We start from the raw sequence: 17,472 nt of genomic DNA, 5'->3' as shown, positions 1-17,472 counted from the left end.
GTCGAACGAATTACTGGGCGGCCGGGGTGAACTTCGACACGACGGTCTCGACCGGCTTGAACGCCTGCTTGGCGAGGTCGCTGTAGAGGCCGGCGATCTTCTGCGTTTCCGCGACAAAGGTCTCGTAGGCGGAGCGCGCAAAGTCGGTCTGCGCTTCGAGCGCCTTGTCCAGCGACTTCACGCCGGAAAGCTTCTCGACGAACGACTTGGTGTCCTCGAAAGACTTCTTGGTGTAGTCGCCATAGGCGCTGGCGATTGCCTGGAGGCCCTGCTGCACCGAGGTCGCGGAAGCAACGCAGCTCTCGAAATGCTCTTTCCCGTAGTTCTGAAAGTCTTCAACCTTGAACATCTTGGAATCCTTTTCCCTGGCTCTCGTCCGGAAGCCCCGGCTCCCTGACTCTGCTCATAATTAGTGCAATGCACAAAAATGTCAAGATTTTTTGTGCGACGCACAAGAATCGCTGCAAGTTATCGAGATTCCCGGGCTTTCCCGCAAGGGTTCCTTAAGCATTTGGAAACCGGGGGCCCCTACCCTGATTCCCTGGAAATGTTCGCCTTCCGCAGACGGTCAAAAGCCGTTTGAGAACATCACCTTAGCCAGAACAGCGGCTCAGGCCCAACGTCCCTCGCGGTGAGCATCAGCGGAAGGGGCAGCCTGAGCAGGTAATGATCCCGGGTCCGCAGGGCACAATTTCGCCTCACGAGCCGGTGATCAAGTCACAAACGGGGACGGGGTTCCATGCTTCGTAGCAACTGGTCTTCCTCGCGCTTGGCGCGGGTTGGCGTTTTCGGGCTTTTTACGGTCACCACAGCCGTCATTTTCACGACCAACGCCGCGGACGCGCGACGCTATCGGCGCCACTACGCGCACCACCGGGTGCATAGCGATGCGTCCGAGAGCTACAGCCCGCAATTCGCGTCGATCATCGTCGACGGCAATTCCGGCGCAGTGCTTCAGGCGACCAGCCCCGACGGGCTGCGCCATCCCGCCTCGCTCACCAAGATCATGACGCTCTATCTGCTGTTCGAGCGTCTTGAGTCCGGCAAGATGAAGCTCGACACCGAGATGCCGGTGTCCCAGCACGCCGCCGACCAGGATCCGACCAAGCTCAACCTGCGTGCCGGTCAGACCATCCGCGTCGAGGACGCGATCAAGGGCCTCGTCACCCGCTCCGCCAACGACGCCGCCGTCGTGATCGCGGAAGCGATCGCAGGCGACGAGGACGATTTCGCTGCGATGATGACGCGCAAGGCGCGCGCCCTCGGCATGTCCAAGACGGTCTATCGCAACGCCAACGGCCTACCCAACGACGAGCAAGTTACCACTGCGCGCGACCAGGCGACGCTCGGCCGCGCCATCCAGGAGCGCTTCCCGCGCTATTATCGCTATTTCTCGACCACGACGTTCAACTGGCGCGGCGAGTCGATCCGCAACCACAATCACCTGCTCGGCAGCGTCGAAGGTGTTGACGGCATCAAGACCGGCTATACGCGCGCTTCCGGCTTCAACCTCGTGACCTCGATGCGTCGCGGCAACCGTCATCTGATCGGCGTCGTGCTGGGTGGCCGCAGCGGCGGCTCACGCGACGCCATCATGCGCAACCTGCTCGCGGAGAACCTCGAGAAGGGCGCAACCAGCCACACGGTTGCCGCGGTGACCGAGCGCAACAGCGCCGACGCCAGCACCGAGGTCGCCGACGCATCGGATACCCCGGCTCGCCCGACACCGCCGGTCCAGGTCGCGGCCGCTCCTGTTGCTGAGGCTGCCGCCCCGCGTTTCACCTCGCGACTGTCGACGCTCGCCGCTGCGACCGCCGCGATGCCCCCGGTTCAGGCCAAGCCTGAAGCCAAGCCCGCCGAGTCCAAGATCGAGCCCGCGCCGCTCACCAATGGCGTGATCACAAGCCAGCCGCTCGCCCTGATCCCGGGTTCGTCCGAGCCGATGAAGCCGGTCCGGGTCAAGACGGTTCAGGTCAAGGCCGGTGCGGTGAAGGTTGCGTCCGCCACGCCGACGCAAGTTGCCCCGCAGGTCACCAACACGATTTCGCCCCGCAACGACGTCGCCGAGACCTCCGGAGCTGTCGTCGCGCGGGCTGATGTCATCAACAAGCCGGAGCCGGTCAGGTCCGAGGCCGCCCGTACCGAACTACCGCAGCAGCCGGCGGGCTTCGGCACCGGCAACGGCATCCTCGGCGTGCTGCCGGCGGCGAGCGCGGCTGCCCCGGCGCCCGCCCCGGCCGCCAAGCTGGCCTCCGCCGACCCGGCCCCGCAGCCGATCCAGATGAGCGCCACCACCAAGCCGGTCGTCACCCATAGCGGCTGGATCGTCCAGGTCGGAGCGCTCGAGAGCGAGAGCGAGGCGCAGCAGCGAATTGAAGCCGCGCGCAGTTCGGCCCGCGGCCTGCTCAGCAGGGCCGATCCGTTCACCGAGCCGGTCGTCGCCCGTGACAATCGCAAGCTCTACCGCGCCCGCTTCGCCGGGCTCGAGCGGGATCAGGCCGAAGCGGTGTGCCGGACGCTCAAGCGTGCCGACATCTCCTGCATGACCGTTCGCAACTGATCTCTCTGATCCCGCCCAACAAAATGCCCGCGCCTTGCGCGGGCATTTTTGTTTTGGGGATGCGGTGGCGCCGGAAGCTGTTCCACGACAACCTCTCGTCAAGAATTTACGGTTAAGACTTTGCTCAAGGGATCGACCACGCCGACAATGGCGGGCAACGGGGCGACGGCAAACAGAGCCAAGCGGAGCGCACGCGGTACGGGCGTTTGTGGCGTGGTGCCGGAGTTAGCCGTTATGCGTACGAAGCAGAGTATCCTTGGCCTCGTTTACCCGGGCAGCGAGGTACGTCGAGCCCCCCTGGTCGGGATGCAGTTTCTTCATGAGGGACTTGTGCGCCCGGCTGATGTCGTCGCGCCCCGCTCCCGGCTGCAAGCCAAGGATCTGATAGGCCTCCTCCGCCGTCATTTTGCCGCTCGCCGCCGTGCGGCGCTGCCGCCCTGCCGCGTCGCCTTGCGCGTTCTGACGCCAAGCGGGAAACCGGCGGTCCAGATAGCTTTCAAGTAAGGCCACGCTCTCGGCGTCGAGCGTCGGGACTATTGCCAGCAGGCCTGCAAGATCGAACTCGTCGAGACTGCGTCCGGCGTGAGGTCCGGCCACGATCTGGCCGGACAGCTGGCCGGACTCGTGATCCAGTCGCATGTCCAGGAATTGCGAGCGGACGCGCGAAGTCTGGCCGGACGGGCGCGTTGCGCCACCGCCAAACAAGCCGCCGATATTGCCGAACCCCGCATTTGCGAGCGGCGTCCAGCCGAGCAGTCCGGCCCCGAAAATTCCGAGCGGGATCGCCACCGCCAGCTCGCCCCTCAAGCCGGTGAAGGCGGCGACCGCGAGCGCGACCACGCCGCCGCCGAGCTTGATGGCGCGCGCCAGCACCGCCGGATTGGCCGCGCGGAACATCTGGAGCAGCAGATAGAGTGTGATAACGGCGACAACGCCGGCGATCAGAGTCATAGCGAGACTATAGTCGCCCTTCCGGCAAAATACATGGCGTCCGCCTCGACCGGCTTGAGCTACGACTTCATCTGTCCGATGAGCCGCGCCGCGCCGCTGCCCGTTTTCGCGAGTCTCAACAGCGCCTCGCGGCCGCCGGCAGCGTAGGCCGCAGCAGCCCGCAGCAGCTCGCGCAGCTGCGCCGCCGCGCCCGGATCGAACCGGCACCAGGCGCCACCCGTCAGACGCGCGATCTCGCGAAACGCCTGCTCGGCGACCGCATCGTGGCCTTCCTGAAACAGGAACACGGGCACCTTCAGCATGCCGAGTTCGCCAGCCTTGGCGCAGAGCGCGTCGACCTTCTCCTCCATGGCGTCGCCGACGAAGACCACGGCCCGCACGCCCGATGCGACCGCCTCGCGCCGCGCGTCGGTCAGCACTCTGCCAATCTGCGTGTCGCCACCGCGGCAATCGATCTTGCTCATCAGCGTCGCAAGCTTGCCGCTGTCAGAAATCCACCCGGTGGCGCGGCATTCGTTGTAGCCGCGATAATAGACGAGCCGGATGTCGAGGCTGCCGAGCGCCGCAGCCTCGCGAAACATGTCGGCCTGAAGCGCGCAGGCCATGTCCCAGGTCGGCTGCCGGCTCATCGTCGCATCCAGCGCGAAGATCAAACGGCCCTTCGCGCCCGGTGCATGCGGCGATAGGGCGCGCGCCTTGGCGACGAAGGCAGCGACGTCCTCCGCAGTCGACGTCTTCGCCTGCGGCAACGCGGCGTCGCTTTCGGCTGGCGCCGAGACCGCATCGCTATTGCGCGGTTTGAGGGGATCGCCGGACATTTGGGGGCCGCACGTGATCTCACGCCCCTCATGTGGATAGCGTCCCCTGCCCGGTCAATGTGCAAAGCCTCCGCAGGCGGGAGCCGGCGGAGGCTTTTGCGACTTGTTCGAACTTTGGGCGAAAAGGTCAGCTCTTGGCTGGCGCCATCAGGGCGACCGGACCGGGCTCCAGGATCTTGGGCGGAGCCGAACGGGTGTCGACCGGCGCGATGGCGCTGTCGGTGTCGCTCAGGAATTTATCGAGCATGCCCTGGATCGAGTTCTTGGCATCATCCGGGCCGGTATCGCGCATGTCGTTGTGCTGGAAGTCCGTCTTCACGACCTGAATACCAGCCTTCTCGCACTCCTCGTCGGTCGGGATCACGCCCGGATCGGTCTTGAACTGCGGATCATGAGAACGGAACGACAGGATCTTGAACTTGCCGGCGGTCACGAACGGCACCCGGAGATTATCCAGCGTCACGACCTTCTTGACCTCATCCGGATACTGCTTGGCGAAGTACATCGTGATGTCGCCGCCCATGGAATGGCCGACCATCGTCACCTTGGTGTAGTCAGCGTTGGGCTGAACCTTCCTCATCTCCTGCATCGCCAGATGGATGTTGGCGACGCCGCGCAGGATCTGCGGCAGGCGGCCCACATAGAGCTCGCCGGGCTTGGTCACCATCGGCGGATCGGTCGGCAGATCGTGCTGCGGGCTGACCACGAGATAGCCGCGCGCAGCAAAGACGTTGGCGAGGAAGCCGTATTCGGTGTTCTTGACGGTATTGCCATGATTGATGACGGCAACCGGCAGGGTAATCATACCGGCATTGGCCTGCATTTCCTTGTCACGACGGATCGCGATGTCGACTGGCACGGGACGATTGTCGCGCGAAGCATCGTAAAAGGTGATGGTCTCATGCTTGATGGCCCACTTGCTCGCCGTGAAATAGGCGATCCCGCAGAGGGCTCCGACCGAAACCAGAACGGCAATTCCACGCTTCATTTTCGTCCTCAGCCTCAGGCCGTCCGACCTGATCCCTGTTGAAAATCGTGTTGTTCGAGGAGCTCTTCGGCTCCTTCGCGCCTATTCCCTAATATATGTCACAGGCGCGTGACAGGAAGGCTAAATATTGTGATCCGGCAGCCCTTTCATTGTGCGGCGCACACGTTTGCTGAGCACCCTGTTCTGATACCGCTACGTCCGGATGCAGGTGACCCATCCGACGCAACCCGTGACGATCAGGTTCAGTTTCCTCGCGAATTCCCAGTGAAAACGACTTTGCCCGCGCTCGGTTCCCGCGGGAACGCTGCTCTGATCGACCGGAAGTCGCGGCGTATCCCGGCTAGGCGCCGAGGATGTCGTGGAGCTCGAGCGGCTTGTCCACCTGGCTGAACCACTCGGCGCGATTTGCCGCACGGCGCCGCCCGCGCTCGTCGAGCGGCAGCTTGAGCTGGCGAAGCAGGCCCATCACCTCTTCCCGCGCGGTGAGATGGCCGAGATTGGGCCGCATGCCGAGCGTTGCCTCGTCGATTTCGTCGAGCGCCGTCAGGCCGCGGGGGAAGAACTCGCGGTAGACGACGCGTTCGGCGAAACCGTCGACGTAGCGGAAGCCGAGCCGCAACGACAGATCCTTCAGCCCGTCGGCGACGAGCTGCTTGTTGCGGGAGCCAAGCATCGACAGGCGGTTGCGCACCACGATCCAGTCGGTCGTCGAACCGTCGAGCTGGCGGCGCTTGCGCCGGACGTCGCGCACCATCTCCGCGTAATGGCTCTCGCCCGTCACCGCGTAGTTGGCGGGATCGACGGTGCCGAGCACGTCGAAGTCGAGGAAGCTGTCGTTGATCGGGGTCACCAGCGTGTCGGCCATCGAATGCGCAAGGCGCATCAGATAGCTGTCGGTGCCGGGCGTATCGATGACGATGAAGTCGAAGCTGCTCTCGACCGCCGAGACCGCCTCCATGAACTGCTGGAACTCGGAATTCTCGTTCTCGGCGATCTGCATGGTCTCGCCGAGCTTGATGCAGCTATGCACCGGAAGCGCGAGATCGAGCTTGGTGCGGCGCGCCCAGGCGGAGCGGTTGTTGATGTAGTGGGTGAAGCTTTGCTGGCGGCAGTCGAGGTCGATGGTGGCGACGCGCTGGCCGGCCTTCAGCAGCGCAACTGCGATGTGCAAGGCGGTGGTCGATTTGCCGGAGCCGCCCTTCTCATTGCCGAGCACAACGACGTGTGCCGAGCCGGATTGGCTTTGGCTGGCCTGCACAAGCATGGCGATCCTCAACACCCCTAAGCAATATCTTCAAGTTGGCCGCCTCTGCGGTCAAGTGAAATGCGTGACAGGAAATGCAAATCGATGTGCGTAGCTCTTCATCATGAATCGCGCCGTCACCTTTGGTCTGTGATTCAGCCCACGATGTCGATGACATCCTGCGCGGCACAGCGCGAGAGGCTGTGCCTGATGTCGATGCATGGCGTCCACGACCGCCGCTTGTTAAGGTTAGCTGCCTGCGTCCCTCCCCCAACCTTGCCGAGTCCTGATGTCACGAAGCCCCCTGATCGCCCGCACGGTGCCCGCTCTGCGACGCGCCGTCGACAATCTTCGCAAGCGAAAGGCCACGATCGCGCTGGTGCCGACCATGGGGGCCCTCCATGACGGGCATGTGTCGCTGGTGCGCCTCGCCAAACGGCGCGCCAGCCGCGTCGTCGTGTCGATCTTCGTGAACCCGACTCAGTTCGCCCCGTCAGAGGATTTCGGCGCCCATCCGCGAACCTGGAAGTCCGACATTGCCAAGCTCACGGCCGAGGGCGTCGATATCGTCTGGCATCCCGGCGTCGAGGCGATGTACCCGGACGGCTTTGCCACCCGCATCGTGCCGGAGGGGCCGGCGCTGGCCGGCCTCGAAGACCGCTTCCGGCCGCACTTCTTCGGCGGTGTCGCCACCGTCGTCGGCAAGCTGTTCACGCAGTGCCGGCCGGACTTTGCGATCTTCGGCGAGAAGGACTTTCAGCAATTGCGGGTGGTGACGCAGATGGCGCGGGATCTCGACCTCGGCGTCAAGGTGATCGGCTCCCGCACGGTGCGCGAGCGCGGCGGCCTCGCGATGTCCTCGCGCAACGTCTACCTCTCGGTCGAGGAGCGTCAGATCGCGACCACCCTCTACCGCGCCATGAGGGACAGTGCCGGGCAGATCCGGGCCGGCAAAGCCATCGCCGGCGCGATGGCGCGCGGCGCCGAGATGATCAAGGCGGCCGGCTTTGCGCTCGATTATTTCGAGGCGCGGCACGCCGAGACGCTGGCGCCGGTCACCTCGCGCAAGGACGGGCCGCTGCGGATTCTGGTCGCAGCCAAGCTCGGCGCGACGCGACTGATCGATAATATCGTGGTCTAGAGCAGCCCGAGGTCGCGCAGCTCGCGCCGCATCGGCTCCGGCATGGCCGCGATGCTGCCTGCGGCGGACTTGCCGAGATCGGGCGGCACGGAATCGTCCGTGAGATAGCGCCAGCCCTGGAACGGGCGCATCGGCCGGGGCGACACCGAGATCACCTTCGGCTGCATCACGATCCGGCACCGGCCGATGCCGTCCTTGTCGCGGAACGGCTCGATGCCGATGATCTTCTCGCGCGCGGCAATCTCGCCCTTGATGACCCAATAGAGCGAGCCGCCCGCGAGAATCTCGGCATCGCGCTTGGGCACCATCCGCGTGATGTGGATGTGGTGTTGCGGCAGGCCTTTTTTCTTGGCCGTCTGCATCCGTTCGGCCACCCACTCCTTCAATTCCTTGACGGAGTCGCAGCCGACGGCAAGCTTGATCAGATGGAGTGGCATGGCCCAGCATTAGCGGGCCGTGCGCAGGTTTTCAAAGCCGAACTAGTTGTTATCCGCAGCCGCGGGAGCCGAAGCCGGCGGCGGTGCGAGCGGAACCGGCGCGGCGGCAGGTGCGCGCGCAGCCTTCGGCGCTGGCGGCTTTTTTGGTGCCGCAGGCGGGGTGGCCTGTGCCGAGGTTGCTGCCGGGGCACGTGGCGCCGGCGCTGCGGCCGCATTGGCGGCCGGCGCCTGACGTGTGGCCGCCGTCGGCGGCTCCGGATTCATGATGCTCACCGGCGGGGTCGACGAGGCGCTCGGGAACTCGGCATTGGTCGGCTTGCCCGTCGGCATCGACGGCGGCAACGCCGCGATCGGATTGGGCGGCAACGCTCCGGGCGCCGCCGTGGGCGAATTCCAGGTCGGCGCGTAGCGCCCGACCAGCTGATCGTAGAGGTGGGACTCCATGTTGGCAGCCACCTGCTGCTGATCCGTCAGCGAGCGGAACGCGGCGCAGTCGAACTGCGTGCAGCCGTCGCGCGCAACCAGCACCTGGGCGACGAGGCCATAGCGATCGCGCTCCAGCGCCTTGCGCAGCACCTTCATGTCCAGCGTCAGGCTCTTGCTGGCACTCGCGGCGTCGCCGAGCGCGGTCAGCCGGTCGATCCGGGCCGCAGTGTAGGCGACAGCGGCAGCCGCCGCATCCGGCGCACCGAACAGCGCCTTCTCGCAGCCGATCGCGACGGCATCGCCGGCGAGATCGTCGAGGCAGGCGAGCGCCGGAAGGGTCGCGGTCATCGTGGCTTGAGTGCCGGCTTCAACCGTCGAGGTTTCGTGACCGATCGGACCATAGATGCGCATAGTCGCGGCCACGGCGATGCCGATCGAGAGCAGCGTGATGACGGTCAGCGCGCCGTTGGCGACCGATTTCTCGGCCCGCAGGAGCGTGATCAGCAGAATCAACCCGAAGAAGCCGGCAGCGGCCAGCGTCATCCACATCGGGAACGCCGGCGAGCGCCAGATTTGGTCGAGCGACGAGGCCCATGCCCAGTCCATGCGCGATGTCCCTCACGCGAGCAAAGAGCTGATGGTCAAGCGAGCACCGCGAACCGGCAGCTGCCCCCGGGGCCCACCTTGCCAAGGCGAAGCGGGCCTTTTGACGGCGAGCGGAGCAAATTCGTCCGCAATGTCAATGCGTACATGTGGTCTGCGCGTTACGAGAGCGCGAGCTGGCTTTCCTTGGCGACCCGTTCGAAGGCCTCAGTGGAGCTCTTGATCCGGTACTGGCAGTCGTCGCCTTCCGTCGGCAGCAGGCGAATGACCTCATACGAGCCACTCGCAGCCGGGCGCGCGACGTTGCTGGCCGTGAACAATACGCGCGTTCCCACGGGGAATTTATGCTTCAACGCCCATCTCCATCACTCAAACAGCGCCGGCCGTGCCCAGGGTCCCCACTGCGACGGACCGGCTGAATACCCGACCCGACCTATAGCACGCGGCGCGGCGTTTTGGCCAGCAGTATGCAGGCTCGGAAAATACGCCAATCTCACAGTGTTTTCAGGATGATAGGGGCCGCACCGGGCATCCGGTGATACCGTCGGAACCAGCCGCTCAGGCGCCGGGGGGCAGATGGCCGTCCGGGCTCGCCCGGTCCACGGCCTTGGGCAGCTCCTGAGCCAGGATCTCGCCGAGCTGGTCGACCGGGATGTTATAGCGCGCGGCGAGCTGGCGGACGGTATCGTTGCCGAGCACGGCGCGGAGCTGGTCGGCCGAGATCGGCAGGTTCTGGCCGTTGCCGAGCCACGATTTGACCTGCTCGCCAAAGCCCGCCTGCTGGAGCTTGGCGACGATCGCCCCCAAGCCGCCCTGGTTGTTGTTGCCCATCACCTCGCTCAGAACGGCCGGCAGGACGGCGGCGCCAAGCTGGCCGAGCGCGCTGCGTAGTGCGGGATTGTTCTCCAGCGAGTCCAGAATTCCCATGGCCGTCCCCTCTTCGTTGTTCTCCGTGATTGAGCGCCGCGAGCCGGCATGCCGTCAAGCGGCGCTCCATCACATTTCAAGCGAGCATGACCTTGGCGGAGAGCCGGTCCCCGCTCCTTCCGGTCATGCGCATGTTCACACGTTCTCGAACTTTTCGATGACAAGCGTTTCGGCGAGGCCGTCGCGGGTCCATTCCTGGAAGGCCGGCATCGCCATCATCGCGTCCATATAGGCCTTGGTCTCCGGCGTGACCTCGATGGCGTAGGTCCGGAAGCGATGCACGACGGGAGCATACATCGCATCCGCCGCACTGAAGCGGCCGAACAGGAACGGCCCGCCTGCGCCGTAGCGGGTCCGGCACGTGCGCCAGATCTCCTGCACGCGCGCGACATTGGCCTTGGCGTCCGCCGACAGCGCCACCGGACGCACGGGACGGTGCAGGTTCATGCCGCATTCGCTGCGCAAGGCCATGAAGCCGGAATGCATCTCGGCGCACACCGAACGGGCCAAGGCGCGGGCGGCGACGTCGTCCGGCCACAGCTTCTTCTCCGGATAGCGCTCGGCGATGAACTCGATGATGGCAAGCGAATCCCACACCGTGATGTCACCGTCGACCAGCACCGGCACCTTGCCGGCGCGGCTGAAGGACAGGATCTGCTCCTTGTCCGCGGGATTGTCGGTGTAGAGCGGGATCACTGTCTCCACGAACGGGATGTCGTTGGCGCGAAGCGCGAGCCAGGGCCGCATCGACCATGATGAGTAGTTCTTGTTTCCGATCGCGAGCTTGAACGCTGCCATGTCCCTGGTCCTTCCGTAAGTCCGTCTGTGCGGCTGCTTTTAACGCCATCGCCTGCCGCCAATCAATCGTTGCCGCCCCCAACCATGCGTGGCAATCGTCATGGCTCGCGAGGAGAGAGACATGAGCAGGCATTGGGTCGACATCACCGCCGTCGGCTTCTTTATCATCGAGTGGCTGGCCTATGCTGCGACGCTCGAGCATTCCGCCTATGGCCGCGACAGCCTGTCGGCGCGGATGAACCGATACCGCGAGGTCTGGGTGCGCCGCCTGCTCGACCGCGAGGCACGCATGGTCGACATGCAGATCATGGCCTCGCTCCAGAACGGCACCGCCTTCTTCGCCTCCACCAGCCTGTTCGCGCTCGGCGGCGCGCTGGCGCTGCTGCATGCCACCAACGACGCAATCGCCATCCTGGGCAAGCTGCCGATCGATCTCAGCCCCTCGCCTGCGCTGTGGGAGCTCAAATGCGTCGGTCTCGTGCTGATCTGCGTCTACGCCTTCTTCAAATTTGCCTGGGCCTATCGCCTGTTCAACTATGTCGCCATCCTCTATGGCGGCATGCCGCCGGCCTCGCAGCGCGACACGCCGGAGGCCGAGGCCCATGTCATCCGCACCACGCGCGTGTTCGAATCCGCCGGCCGCCACTTCAACCGCGGCCAGCGCGCCTTTTTCTTCGCGCTCGGCTATCTCGGCTGGTTCGTCAGCCCCTGGGTGCTGTTCGTGACCACGGCCGCCGTGGTGGTGGTGACGTGGCGGCGGCAGTTCGCGTCGAGCGCCTGGGCCGCGATGGGTCCGGAGGTGGTTGCGGGCGACGGGGGGCTGAAGCGGGGGCATTGAGGCCCTTGTGTCCCGGCTCTGCAGCGCACCGCACCGGACGATGCATCGCATCGCGCCGGGAGCCTCGAAGGATGAACGGCCGGGATGCAGCCGGGCCGTCGCCCTTCGAGGCTCGCTCAACGGCGCTGATGCGCCGCTGAGCGCGCACCTCAGGGTGACGGATATAGAGTTGAGCTTGCCTCATCGATCTTCCGATTCTCACACAGCAGACACGCCTTCGCGCCCTCGCGGCGCAATCCGCCCGAGCTTTGTTTCATCACTCCACCCTCTTATCCAAGAGGGCGCAGGGAAGGCCGGGTGCCGGCTGGCACCCGCGGTCCGCTGCGCGAAAATGTAGCGCAAAAAGACCGCACAGCAGCATACAGGTGAAGCCCAACACACGGCCTTCCCTGCGCGATGGTTTGACGGCTTATGCCGCGCTCTCCCGGGAGCCGAATTCCTTCTGGCCTCCCTCGCCCCGCGAATTGACGATGTGGTTGATCCGGTTGGACGCTCCACACCTCCGCGGAAAGCTTGACCGTAGCTACGACGGCCGGGACCACACGGTTTTGCCGTGCGCGCATTCGCCGGCCACAGGGTTTTCCCGCGCTGTCGACGTTGCGGGAAAAATGTTGGCGCGACGAACTTTACAGCGCCGTTCGTCCGCACGCGGTTTCGGGCTCACAGGGACTACCCGCCCTGCCCGCACCTCTCGCGCCTAACGCTGCCGCGGCCACCGCAAGCCCGGCTCGCAATTCGTGACGACGTACGATCGCCCCTCAAGGATGAGCCGGGATGGGCAACACATACGCCATTTCCGAATTTCGGTAAAGTGGAATATTTTCGCGCGAGTCGGTTGACAGCTGCCCGGCTGATTTGCCCGTCGGGCAATCCGAGATCACGCGCGCCACTTGACATTGCGTGCGTATCTCCCCGACAACTCTGCTCGTGATCAGCTTTCCAAACATTGCAGATCTGCCGACCACGCCTTTTTCCGGGGCCGATGTGGTTCGCGGCGTCGAATTCACTACGTCCGATAACGACGGTCCGGGACGTGTTCGGATCGAGGTCGACGGCAGGCCCGACGTTCTCGCATTCTACGGTGCTGCGCCCGAAGGCGCCCCTGATGATCCCGTCATCTTCCTGCGCGGCGATGCCGTGGAGAAACGCGATGGCGAGGTCGTCGCCAACGAATGGTACGTCGCGACGACGGCCTACGACGTGCAGGCGCTGGCAGAACAATTCAGCGCCAGCTTCCATCGCCCCTATGTCCATCTGGCACGTCCCGGCATCCTAGGGTCGACTGGTCACCATCTCGACCGACGCCGGCCGCGCGAGGTCGCGCTGGTGGATGCGGCGCTGAGCCGCCTCAAGGCACATTTCGGCTGGCGTCGGCTCAATCTCGTCGGCCAATCCGGCGGCGGTCATCTCGTCGCCGCACTGATCGCGCGCCGCGACGACATCGGCTGCGCGGTGATCACCTCGGGCAATACAGCGGTCGCACGGCGCAATCGCGAGAACGGCTGGACCGCCGACATCACCGGACACGCCGACTTCCTCGACCCGATCGATCATGTCGCCGAGGTGGCCCGCCATCCTCCGGAGAAGATCATCGCACTGACCGATCCGCTCGATCAGCGCGTGTCGGCGTCAGTTCAGACCGCCTATGTCGAGGCGCTGCGCCGCGTCGGCGTCGCGGTGGAGCACCGCCTCCTGCCGGCGTCCGGCAAGCTTCGCCACGACCTCCAACTGCCGGGAATCCTGGCGGCATTCGCCTGGCTCGCAAGCCACAATTCGTAAGACGGGTCGGGCGAGGCGAAACCTGCAAGCCAGCTACGACCCGAAATCCGCCGGCGTGAACGACAGGTCCATCACCTGCCATTCGGCGTATTTGTCGACGGGCAGCATCTTGTAGGGCTGGCAGGCCTGCATCGCGCTCATCGCTGATTTCACGATGGCCACGCCCTTCGCGGATGGCGGGGCCGCGATCAGGATCGGCGCGCGCGCCAGCGTGCCGTCGGTCGCGAGCACCGCGCGCAGCTTGATGCGTACGGCGTCGGTCGGCGCAACGCCCGCCGGCAGTTTCGAACAACTCCTCAAGTGACGGCGAAGCTCGGCAATGACCTCGGGCGGCAGCTTGGCTGCGATCGAATCCTTGGCATCGCCGCCGTCATCCTTGGGCGCGTCTTTCGGCTCGGGCGGCAATTCGGGCGGCAGGCCCAGCAACACGCCGTATTTGACCGTGACGTCCGGCTCCGGCGCCTGATAGGCCGGCGGCGCAGCTTGCGGCTGCGGCGTCGCCGGAGGTGGCTGCTGCGCCGCCTGAGGCTGAGGTGGCGGCGGCTGTTGCGGCGGCAGCTGCGATGGCTGCACCTGTGGCTGTTGCTGCGGCTGGGATGGCTGAGGTTGCGGCTGGGCGTTGGCCTCTTGCTGCTTCGCCGTTTGTGACGGCTGAGGCTGCTTCTGCTGCGGCTCGTGCGAGGCCTGTTTCTGCTCCGGCGGCGCCTTCTTCTGGGCCGGCGCGGGCTTCGGCGCCGCGTCCGGCTTGTCGGTGAGGTCCAGCTTCGGCAGCTTCAGGTCGGGAAGCGGCTCCGGCGGTTTCTCCTTCGCCTCCTCCTGAGCCTTCTCTTCGGCTTTGGCCTCTTCCTGTTTCACCTGCTCTGGCGTGACGATATCGACCGTCACGGTCTCGGGCGGCGCAGATTGAAACGGATGGACTTCGCTGATCACGATGATCAGCGCCACCAGCGTCAGATGCGCGATGGCTGACGCCGCGATATCAGTCCGTATGATCTTCCGCAGTTCCATCGCCCGATCTTGGGTTGCCGGCCTGCTCCTAGCATACCGCAGCCTCCCCTCAATCCCATTTCGGCGCGAAGCCGAAATCGGTCAGGCGGCCCTTGGGGCTGGCCAGCGCGGAGATCTGGGCCATCTCGTCGTCCGAGAGTTCGAAATCGAAGATCTCGATATTTTCCGACAGACGCTCGACGCGCGATGTCCTGGGAATGGCCGACACATTCTGTTGCACCAGCCAGCGCAGGCAGACCTGCGCCGGCGTCTTGTGATGGGCGTGGCCGATCGCCACAAGCGTCTGGTCAGACTTGATCCGCCCCTTGGCGATCGGGCTGTAGGCGACCACCGCCATGCCGTGCTGATCGCAGGCCGCCCTCACCTTCGTCTGGTCCAGATAAGGGTGGTATTCGACCTGGTTGCAGACCAGCGGCTCGGGGCACAGCGCCACCGCCTGCTCGATCAAGGCCACCGTAAAGTTGGAGACGCCGATGTGGCTCGTCAGGCCCATGCGCTTGGCATGCGCCAGCGCCCCTAGAGTCTCCTCCAACGGCACGTGCGGATTGGGCCAATGCAACAGCACGAGGTCAACGGAGGGAAGCCTCAAGCGCGCCAGGCTCTCCTTGATCGACCGCTCGAGATCATGCGGCGCGAAATGGTTGGTCCAGACCTTGGTGGTGACGAAGACATCGTCGCGGCGGACGCCGGAAGCGCGCAGGCCATCGCCGACCTCGCGCTCGTTGTCATAGACCTGGGCGGTATCGATGTGGCGGTAGCCGAGCCGCAGCGCCTGCTCGACCACGCGGGCGCAGGTGCGCCCCTCCAGCTCCCAGGTCCCAAGCCCGATCGCCGGGATTTTTGCGCCATTGGCCTCGACGAACAGCATGAGGAAACCTCTCTGTTGCGGCAGCCCCAGACTCGTCAACGACGTCATTATGGACCGGGTCCGCCAGAGTGCAACGGACGAGGCCGGCCCCGGGGTCCACATCTTAAGCTGCAATGCGAATGGCAGGTTCGCGGGTCAGGCTTTGGCGAGCGCCTGGAATACCGTGTCGGGCGCATGCGCGATCACGGCCAGCAAGGCGCGGGCCGGGCCGCGCGGGGCGCGCTTGCCCTGCTCCCAGTTGCGGATGGTCTCGACAGGCACGCCGAGCTTGGCGGCAAACTCCATCTGGGTGAGACAGGCGCGCCGGCGCAGATCGCGCACCGCGAGCGAGCCGGCGTCCACCGGCCGAGTCTCGACTGCAGGCGGGGCCGGCTGGACAGGAAGCTCTTGCCCGTCCCGCAATTCAACGACCCGTCCGTCCGCCTTCAGCCGCAAGCGCATGCTCATTCCCCCAAGCGCAGGCGATGATGCGACAGGTCGCTTAAAGTCGGATTAAAGATGGTCGCGTGCCCCGGACGCGGCGCAGCGCGCCTTCGCGGTGCGCCGCAGAGCCGGGGCCCATTTGAGCGCGGAGTTTGCTGCCCTTCTGGGTCCCGGTTCTGCGCAGCAACGCCAAAGAGCGTTGCAGCGCGCCCGGGACACGAGAGCGTAGTTGCCACGCCCCCTACTTCAACCCGAACCACAGCGTGGCGATGCCGAGGAAGGAGAAGAAGCCGACCACGTCCGTCACCGTCGTCACGAACGTGCCGGAAGCCACGGCCGGATCGGCCCTGACGCGTTCGAGCCCCATCGGGATCAGGATGCCGCCGAGCGCGCCGGCGACGAGGTTCACGATGATCGCAAGCCCGATGACGATGCCAAGGCCCGGGATCTTGAACCAGGCCACCGCGGCGATGCCCGTGATCACCGCAAAGCCAATGCCGTTGACGAGGCCGACCAGCGTCTCGCGGATCACCACGCGCCAAGCGTTGGAGGAGCCGAGCTCGCGGGTGGCGAGCGCGCGCACTGCGACCGTCATGGTCTGGGTCGCGGCATTGCCGCCCTGGCTCGCCACGATCGGCGCCAGCACTGCGAGCGCCACCATCTTCTCGAGCTGGCCCTCGAACAGACCGAGCACGGAGGACGCCAGGAAGGCGGTGGCGAGGTTGATCAGCAGCCAGTTGAAGCGGCCGCGCGCAATGGTGAGAAACGTGTCCGACAGCTCTTCGTCGCTGGTGACGCCGCCGAGCGCCTTGAGGTCCTCGTCCGCCTCCTCCTCGATGACATCGACCACGTCGTCAACGGTGATGACGCCGACGAGCCGGTCCTGGGTGTCGAGCACGGGAGCCGCGACAAGGTTGTACTTGCCGAACATGCGCGCCACCTCCTCCTGGTCCTCCAAGACGGAGACGCGGCGGCGATCCTCGTCGGTCAGCTCGGTGAGCGGCACCGGACGGCGGGCGCGGAGCAGCACGTCGAGCGGAACCGCACCCTGCCAGTGCTGGTCCTTGTCGACGACATAGATCTCGTAGAAGCGATCGGGCAGATCGGGCGTGTCGCGCATGTAGTCGATCGCCTGCCCCACCGTGAAATCCTGCGGCACGGCGATGAACTCGGTCTGCATCCGCCGTCCGGCGGAGTTTTCCGGATACAGCAGGCTGCGCTCGAGCGCGACGCGCTCCTGCAACGGCAGCTTCTCGAGGATCTCCTCCTGCTCGTCCTCGTCGAGGGTCTCGAGCAGCTCGACCGCGTCGTCGGATTCGAGCTCGCGGACGCCCTCGGCCACTGTCTCGGGCGGCAGCTCGTCGAGGATCTCCTCGCGCACCCCCTCGTCGAGCTCGTTCAGCGCGGAGAAGTCGAAGTCGGCGCCGGTCAGCTCGACCAGGCGGACACGATCGTCGGGCGCGAGCGCCGCGATGAGATCACCGAGATCGGCTTCGTGCAGCTCGGCGACGCAGGCACGCAGCGCGGCGCTGTCGGCGGCCTCGATCGCATGGGCGATTTCCTCGACGAATTCATGCCTGATTTCGCCGTCTTCATTGCGCATCGGCACGTGGTCGAGTACCGAGGCCTCGACGGAGGCGGCGCCGTCCATCTGTTCATCCATG

18 protein-coding genes are annotated in these 17,472 nt (G+C 65.4%); 4 read left to right on the top strand and 14 right to left on the bottom strand.

Annotated features, from left to right (window positions below):
- Positions 1–10 precede the first annotated feature (10 nt).
- Positions 11–349, bottom strand: a complete 339-nt coding sequence (locus XH89_RS16690) for a phasin family protein (protein ID WP_194468059.1) — start codon at positions 347–349, stop codon at positions 11–13.
- Between the two features lie 390 nt (positions 350–739).
- Here XH89_RS16690 and XH89_RS16685 point away from each other — a divergent pair, with 390 nt between their 5' ends.
- Complete coding sequence (locus XH89_RS16685; protein ID WP_194468058.1) at positions 740–2,560, top strand: D-alanyl-D-alanine carboxypeptidase; 1,821 nt, start codon at positions 740–742, stop codon at positions 2,558–2,560.
- 225 nt (positions 2,561–2,785) lie between these two features.
- On the opposite strand, the gene XH89_RS16680 is transcribed toward XH89_RS16685, so the two are convergent.
- The 4 genes from XH89_RS16680 to XH89_RS16665 form a co-directional block, all read right to left on the bottom strand.
- Positions 2,786–3,511, bottom strand: a complete 726-nt coding sequence (locus XH89_RS16680) for a DnaJ domain-containing protein (protein ID WP_194468057.1) — start codon at positions 3,509–3,511, stop codon at positions 2,786–2,788.
- 59 nt (positions 3,512–3,570) lie between these two features.
- Positions 3,571–4,329, bottom strand: coding sequence for a VWA domain-containing protein (locus tag XH89_RS16675; protein WP_194468056.1), 759 nt, complete (start codon positions 4,327–4,329; stop codon positions 3,571–3,573).
- 127 nt (positions 4,330–4,456) lie between these two features.
- Positions 4,457–5,317, bottom strand: a complete 861-nt coding sequence (locus XH89_RS16670; RefSeq protein WP_194468055.1) for an alpha/beta fold hydrolase — start codon at positions 5,315–5,317, stop codon at positions 4,457–4,459.
- Between the two features lie 340 nt (positions 5,318–5,657).
- Positions 5,658–6,581: a division plane positioning ATPase MipZ gene (locus XH89_RS16665; protein WP_194468054.1), complete on the bottom strand. Its 924-nt coding sequence runs from the start codon at positions 6,579–6,581 to the stop codon at positions 5,658–5,660.
- A gap of 268 nt (positions 6,582–6,849) precedes the next feature.
- Here XH89_RS16665 and panC point away from each other — a divergent pair, with 268 nt between their 5' ends.
- A complete protein-coding gene (panC, locus tag XH89_RS16660) occupies positions 6,850–7,701 on the top strand; it encodes a pantoate--beta-alanine ligase (RefSeq protein ID WP_194468053.1) in 852 nt (283 codons plus the stop codon).
- On the opposite strand, the gene XH89_RS16655 is transcribed toward panC, so the two are convergent.
- From XH89_RS16655 to XH89_RS16635, 5 genes are all read right to left on the bottom strand, one after another.
- On the bottom strand, positions 7,698–8,138 hold the full coding sequence (locus XH89_RS16655; protein ID WP_194468052.1) for a DUF1489 family protein: 441 nt from the start codon (positions 8,136–8,138) through the stop codon (positions 7,698–7,700). The genes panC and XH89_RS16655 overlap by 4 nt on opposite strands.
- Before the next feature lie 42 nt (positions 8,139–8,180).
- Positions 8,181–9,170 carry a hypothetical protein gene (locus XH89_RS16650; RefSeq protein WP_194468051.1) on the bottom strand — a complete coding sequence of 330 codons (990 nt, stop codon included), beginning with the start codon at positions 9,168–9,170 and terminating at the stop codon, positions 8,181–8,183.
- Between the two features lie 158 nt (positions 9,171–9,328).
- On the bottom strand, positions 9,329–9,520 hold the full coding sequence (locus XH89_RS16645) for a hypothetical protein (protein ID WP_026312695.1): 192 nt from the start codon (positions 9,518–9,520) through the stop codon (positions 9,329–9,331).
- A 205-nt stretch (positions 9,521–9,725) separates the two neighbouring features.
- A complete protein-coding gene (locus XH89_RS16640) occupies positions 9,726–10,094 on the bottom strand; it encodes a YidB family protein (RefSeq protein WP_194468050.1) in 369 nt (122 codons plus the stop codon).
- 135 nt (positions 10,095–10,229) lie between these two features.
- Positions 10,230–10,892: a glutathione S-transferase family protein gene (locus XH89_RS16635; RefSeq protein ID WP_194468049.1), complete on the bottom strand. Its 663-nt coding sequence runs from the start codon at positions 10,890–10,892 to the stop codon at positions 10,230–10,232.
- Positions 10,893–11,013: 121 nt separating this feature from the next.
- Here XH89_RS16635 and XH89_RS16630 point away from each other — a divergent pair, with 121 nt between their 5' ends.
- On the top strand, positions 11,014–11,730 hold the full coding sequence (locus tag XH89_RS16630) for a DUF599 domain-containing protein (protein WP_194468048.1): 717 nt from the start codon (positions 11,014–11,016) through the stop codon (positions 11,728–11,730).
- Positions 11,731–12,630: 900 nt separating this feature from the next.
- The gene (locus XH89_RS16625) at positions 12,631–13,509 is read left to right on the top strand and encodes a S9 family peptidase (RefSeq protein ID WP_194468047.1); all 879 of its coding nucleotides are present in this window, start codon (positions 12,631–12,633) and stop codon (positions 13,507–13,509) included.
- A gap of 33 nt (positions 13,510–13,542) precedes the next feature.
- Here the strand turns inward: XH89_RS16625 and XH89_RS16620 are convergent, their stop codons facing one another.
- From XH89_RS16620 to mgtE, 4 genes are all read right to left on the bottom strand, one after another.
- A complete protein-coding gene (locus tag XH89_RS16620; protein ID WP_194468046.1) occupies positions 13,543–14,517 on the bottom strand; it encodes a hypothetical protein in 975 nt (324 codons plus the stop codon).
- 49 nt (positions 14,518–14,566) lie between these two features.
- On the bottom strand, positions 14,567–15,385 hold the full coding sequence (locus XH89_RS16615; protein ID WP_194468045.1) for an aldo/keto reductase: 819 nt from the start codon (positions 15,383–15,385) through the stop codon (positions 14,567–14,569).
- A 135-nt stretch (positions 15,386–15,520) separates the two neighbouring features.
- Positions 15,521–15,832 (bottom strand): DNA-binding transcriptional regulator, encoded by a 312-nt coding sequence (locus tag XH89_RS16610; RefSeq protein WP_194468044.1) that lies wholly within the window; start codon positions 15,830–15,832, stop codon positions 15,521–15,523.
- 217 nt (positions 15,833–16,049) lie between these two features.
- Positions 16,050–17,471, bottom strand: a complete 1,422-nt coding sequence (mgtE, locus tag XH89_RS16605; protein WP_194468043.1) for a magnesium transporter — start codon at positions 17,469–17,471, stop codon at positions 16,050–16,052.
- Between the last annotated feature and the right edge of the window lies 1 nt (position 17,472).

It is taken from the genome of Bradyrhizobium sp. CCBAU 53340 (assembly GCF_015291645.1).
Lineage (GTDB): Bacteria > Pseudomonadota > Alphaproteobacteria > Rhizobiales > Xanthobacteraceae > Bradyrhizobium.
The sequence above is the reverse complement of the archived record's forward strand: the minus strand, read 5'-3'. Positions and strand labels throughout refer to the sequence as shown.

Bases quoted from the DNA above. Each gene is read 5' to 3' on its own strand.
- XH89_RS16690 (WP_194468059.1), bottom strand. From the start codon at position 349: ATGTTCAAGGTTGAAGACTTTCAGAACTACGGGAAAGAGCATTTCGAG.
- XH89_RS16685 (WP_194468058.1), top strand. From the start codon at position 740: ATGCTTCGTAGCAACTGGTCTTCCTCGCGCTTGGCGCGGGTTGGCGTT.
- XH89_RS16680 (WP_194468057.1), bottom strand. From the start codon at position 3,511: ATGACTCTGATCGCCGGCGTTGTCGCCGTTATCACACTCTATCTGCTG.
- XH89_RS16675 (WP_194468056.1), bottom strand. From the start codon at position 4,329: ATGTCCGGCGATCCCCTCAAACCGCGCAATAGCGATGCGGTCTCGGCG.
- XH89_RS16670 (WP_194468055.1), bottom strand. From the start codon at position 5,317: ATGAAGCGTGGAATTGCCGTTCTGGTTTCGGTCGGAGCCCTCTGCGGG.
- XH89_RS16665 (WP_194468054.1), bottom strand. From the start codon at position 6,581: ATGCTTGTGCAGGCCAGCCAAAGCCAATCCGGCTCGGCACACGTCGTT.
- panC (WP_194468053.1), top strand. From the start codon at position 6,850: ATGTCACGAAGCCCCCTGATCGCCCGCACGGTGCCCGCTCTGCGACGC.
- XH89_RS16655 (WP_194468052.1), bottom strand. From the start codon at position 8,138: ATGCCACTCCATCTGATCAAGCTTGCCGTCGGCTGCGACTCCGTCAAG.
- XH89_RS16650 (WP_194468051.1), bottom strand. From the start codon at position 9,170: ATGGACTGGGCATGGGCCTCGTCGCTCGACCAAATCTGGCGCTCGCCG.
- XH89_RS16640 (WP_194468050.1), bottom strand. From the start codon at position 10,094: ATGGGAATTCTGGACTCGCTGGAGAACAATCCCGCACTACGCAGCGCG.
- XH89_RS16635 (WP_194468049.1), bottom strand. From the start codon at position 10,892: ATGGCAGCGTTCAAGCTCGCGATCGGAAACAAGAACTACTCATCATGG.
- XH89_RS16630 (WP_194468048.1), top strand. From the start codon at position 11,014: ATGAGCAGGCATTGGGTCGACATCACCGCCGTCGGCTTCTTTATCATC.
- XH89_RS16620 (WP_194468046.1), bottom strand. From the start codon at position 14,517: ATGGAACTGCGGAAGATCATACGGACTGATATCGCGGCGTCAGCCATC.
- XH89_RS16615 (WP_194468045.1), bottom strand. From the start codon at position 15,385: ATGCTGTTCGTCGAGGCCAATGGCGCAAAAATCCCGGCGATCGGGCTT.
- XH89_RS16610 (WP_194468044.1), bottom strand. From the start codon at position 15,832: ATGAGCATGCGCTTGCGGCTGAAGGCGGACGGACGGGTCGTTGAATTG.
- mgtE (WP_194468043.1), bottom strand. From the start codon at position 17,471: ATGGATGAACAGATGGACGGCGCCGCCTCCGTCGAGGCCTCGGTACTC.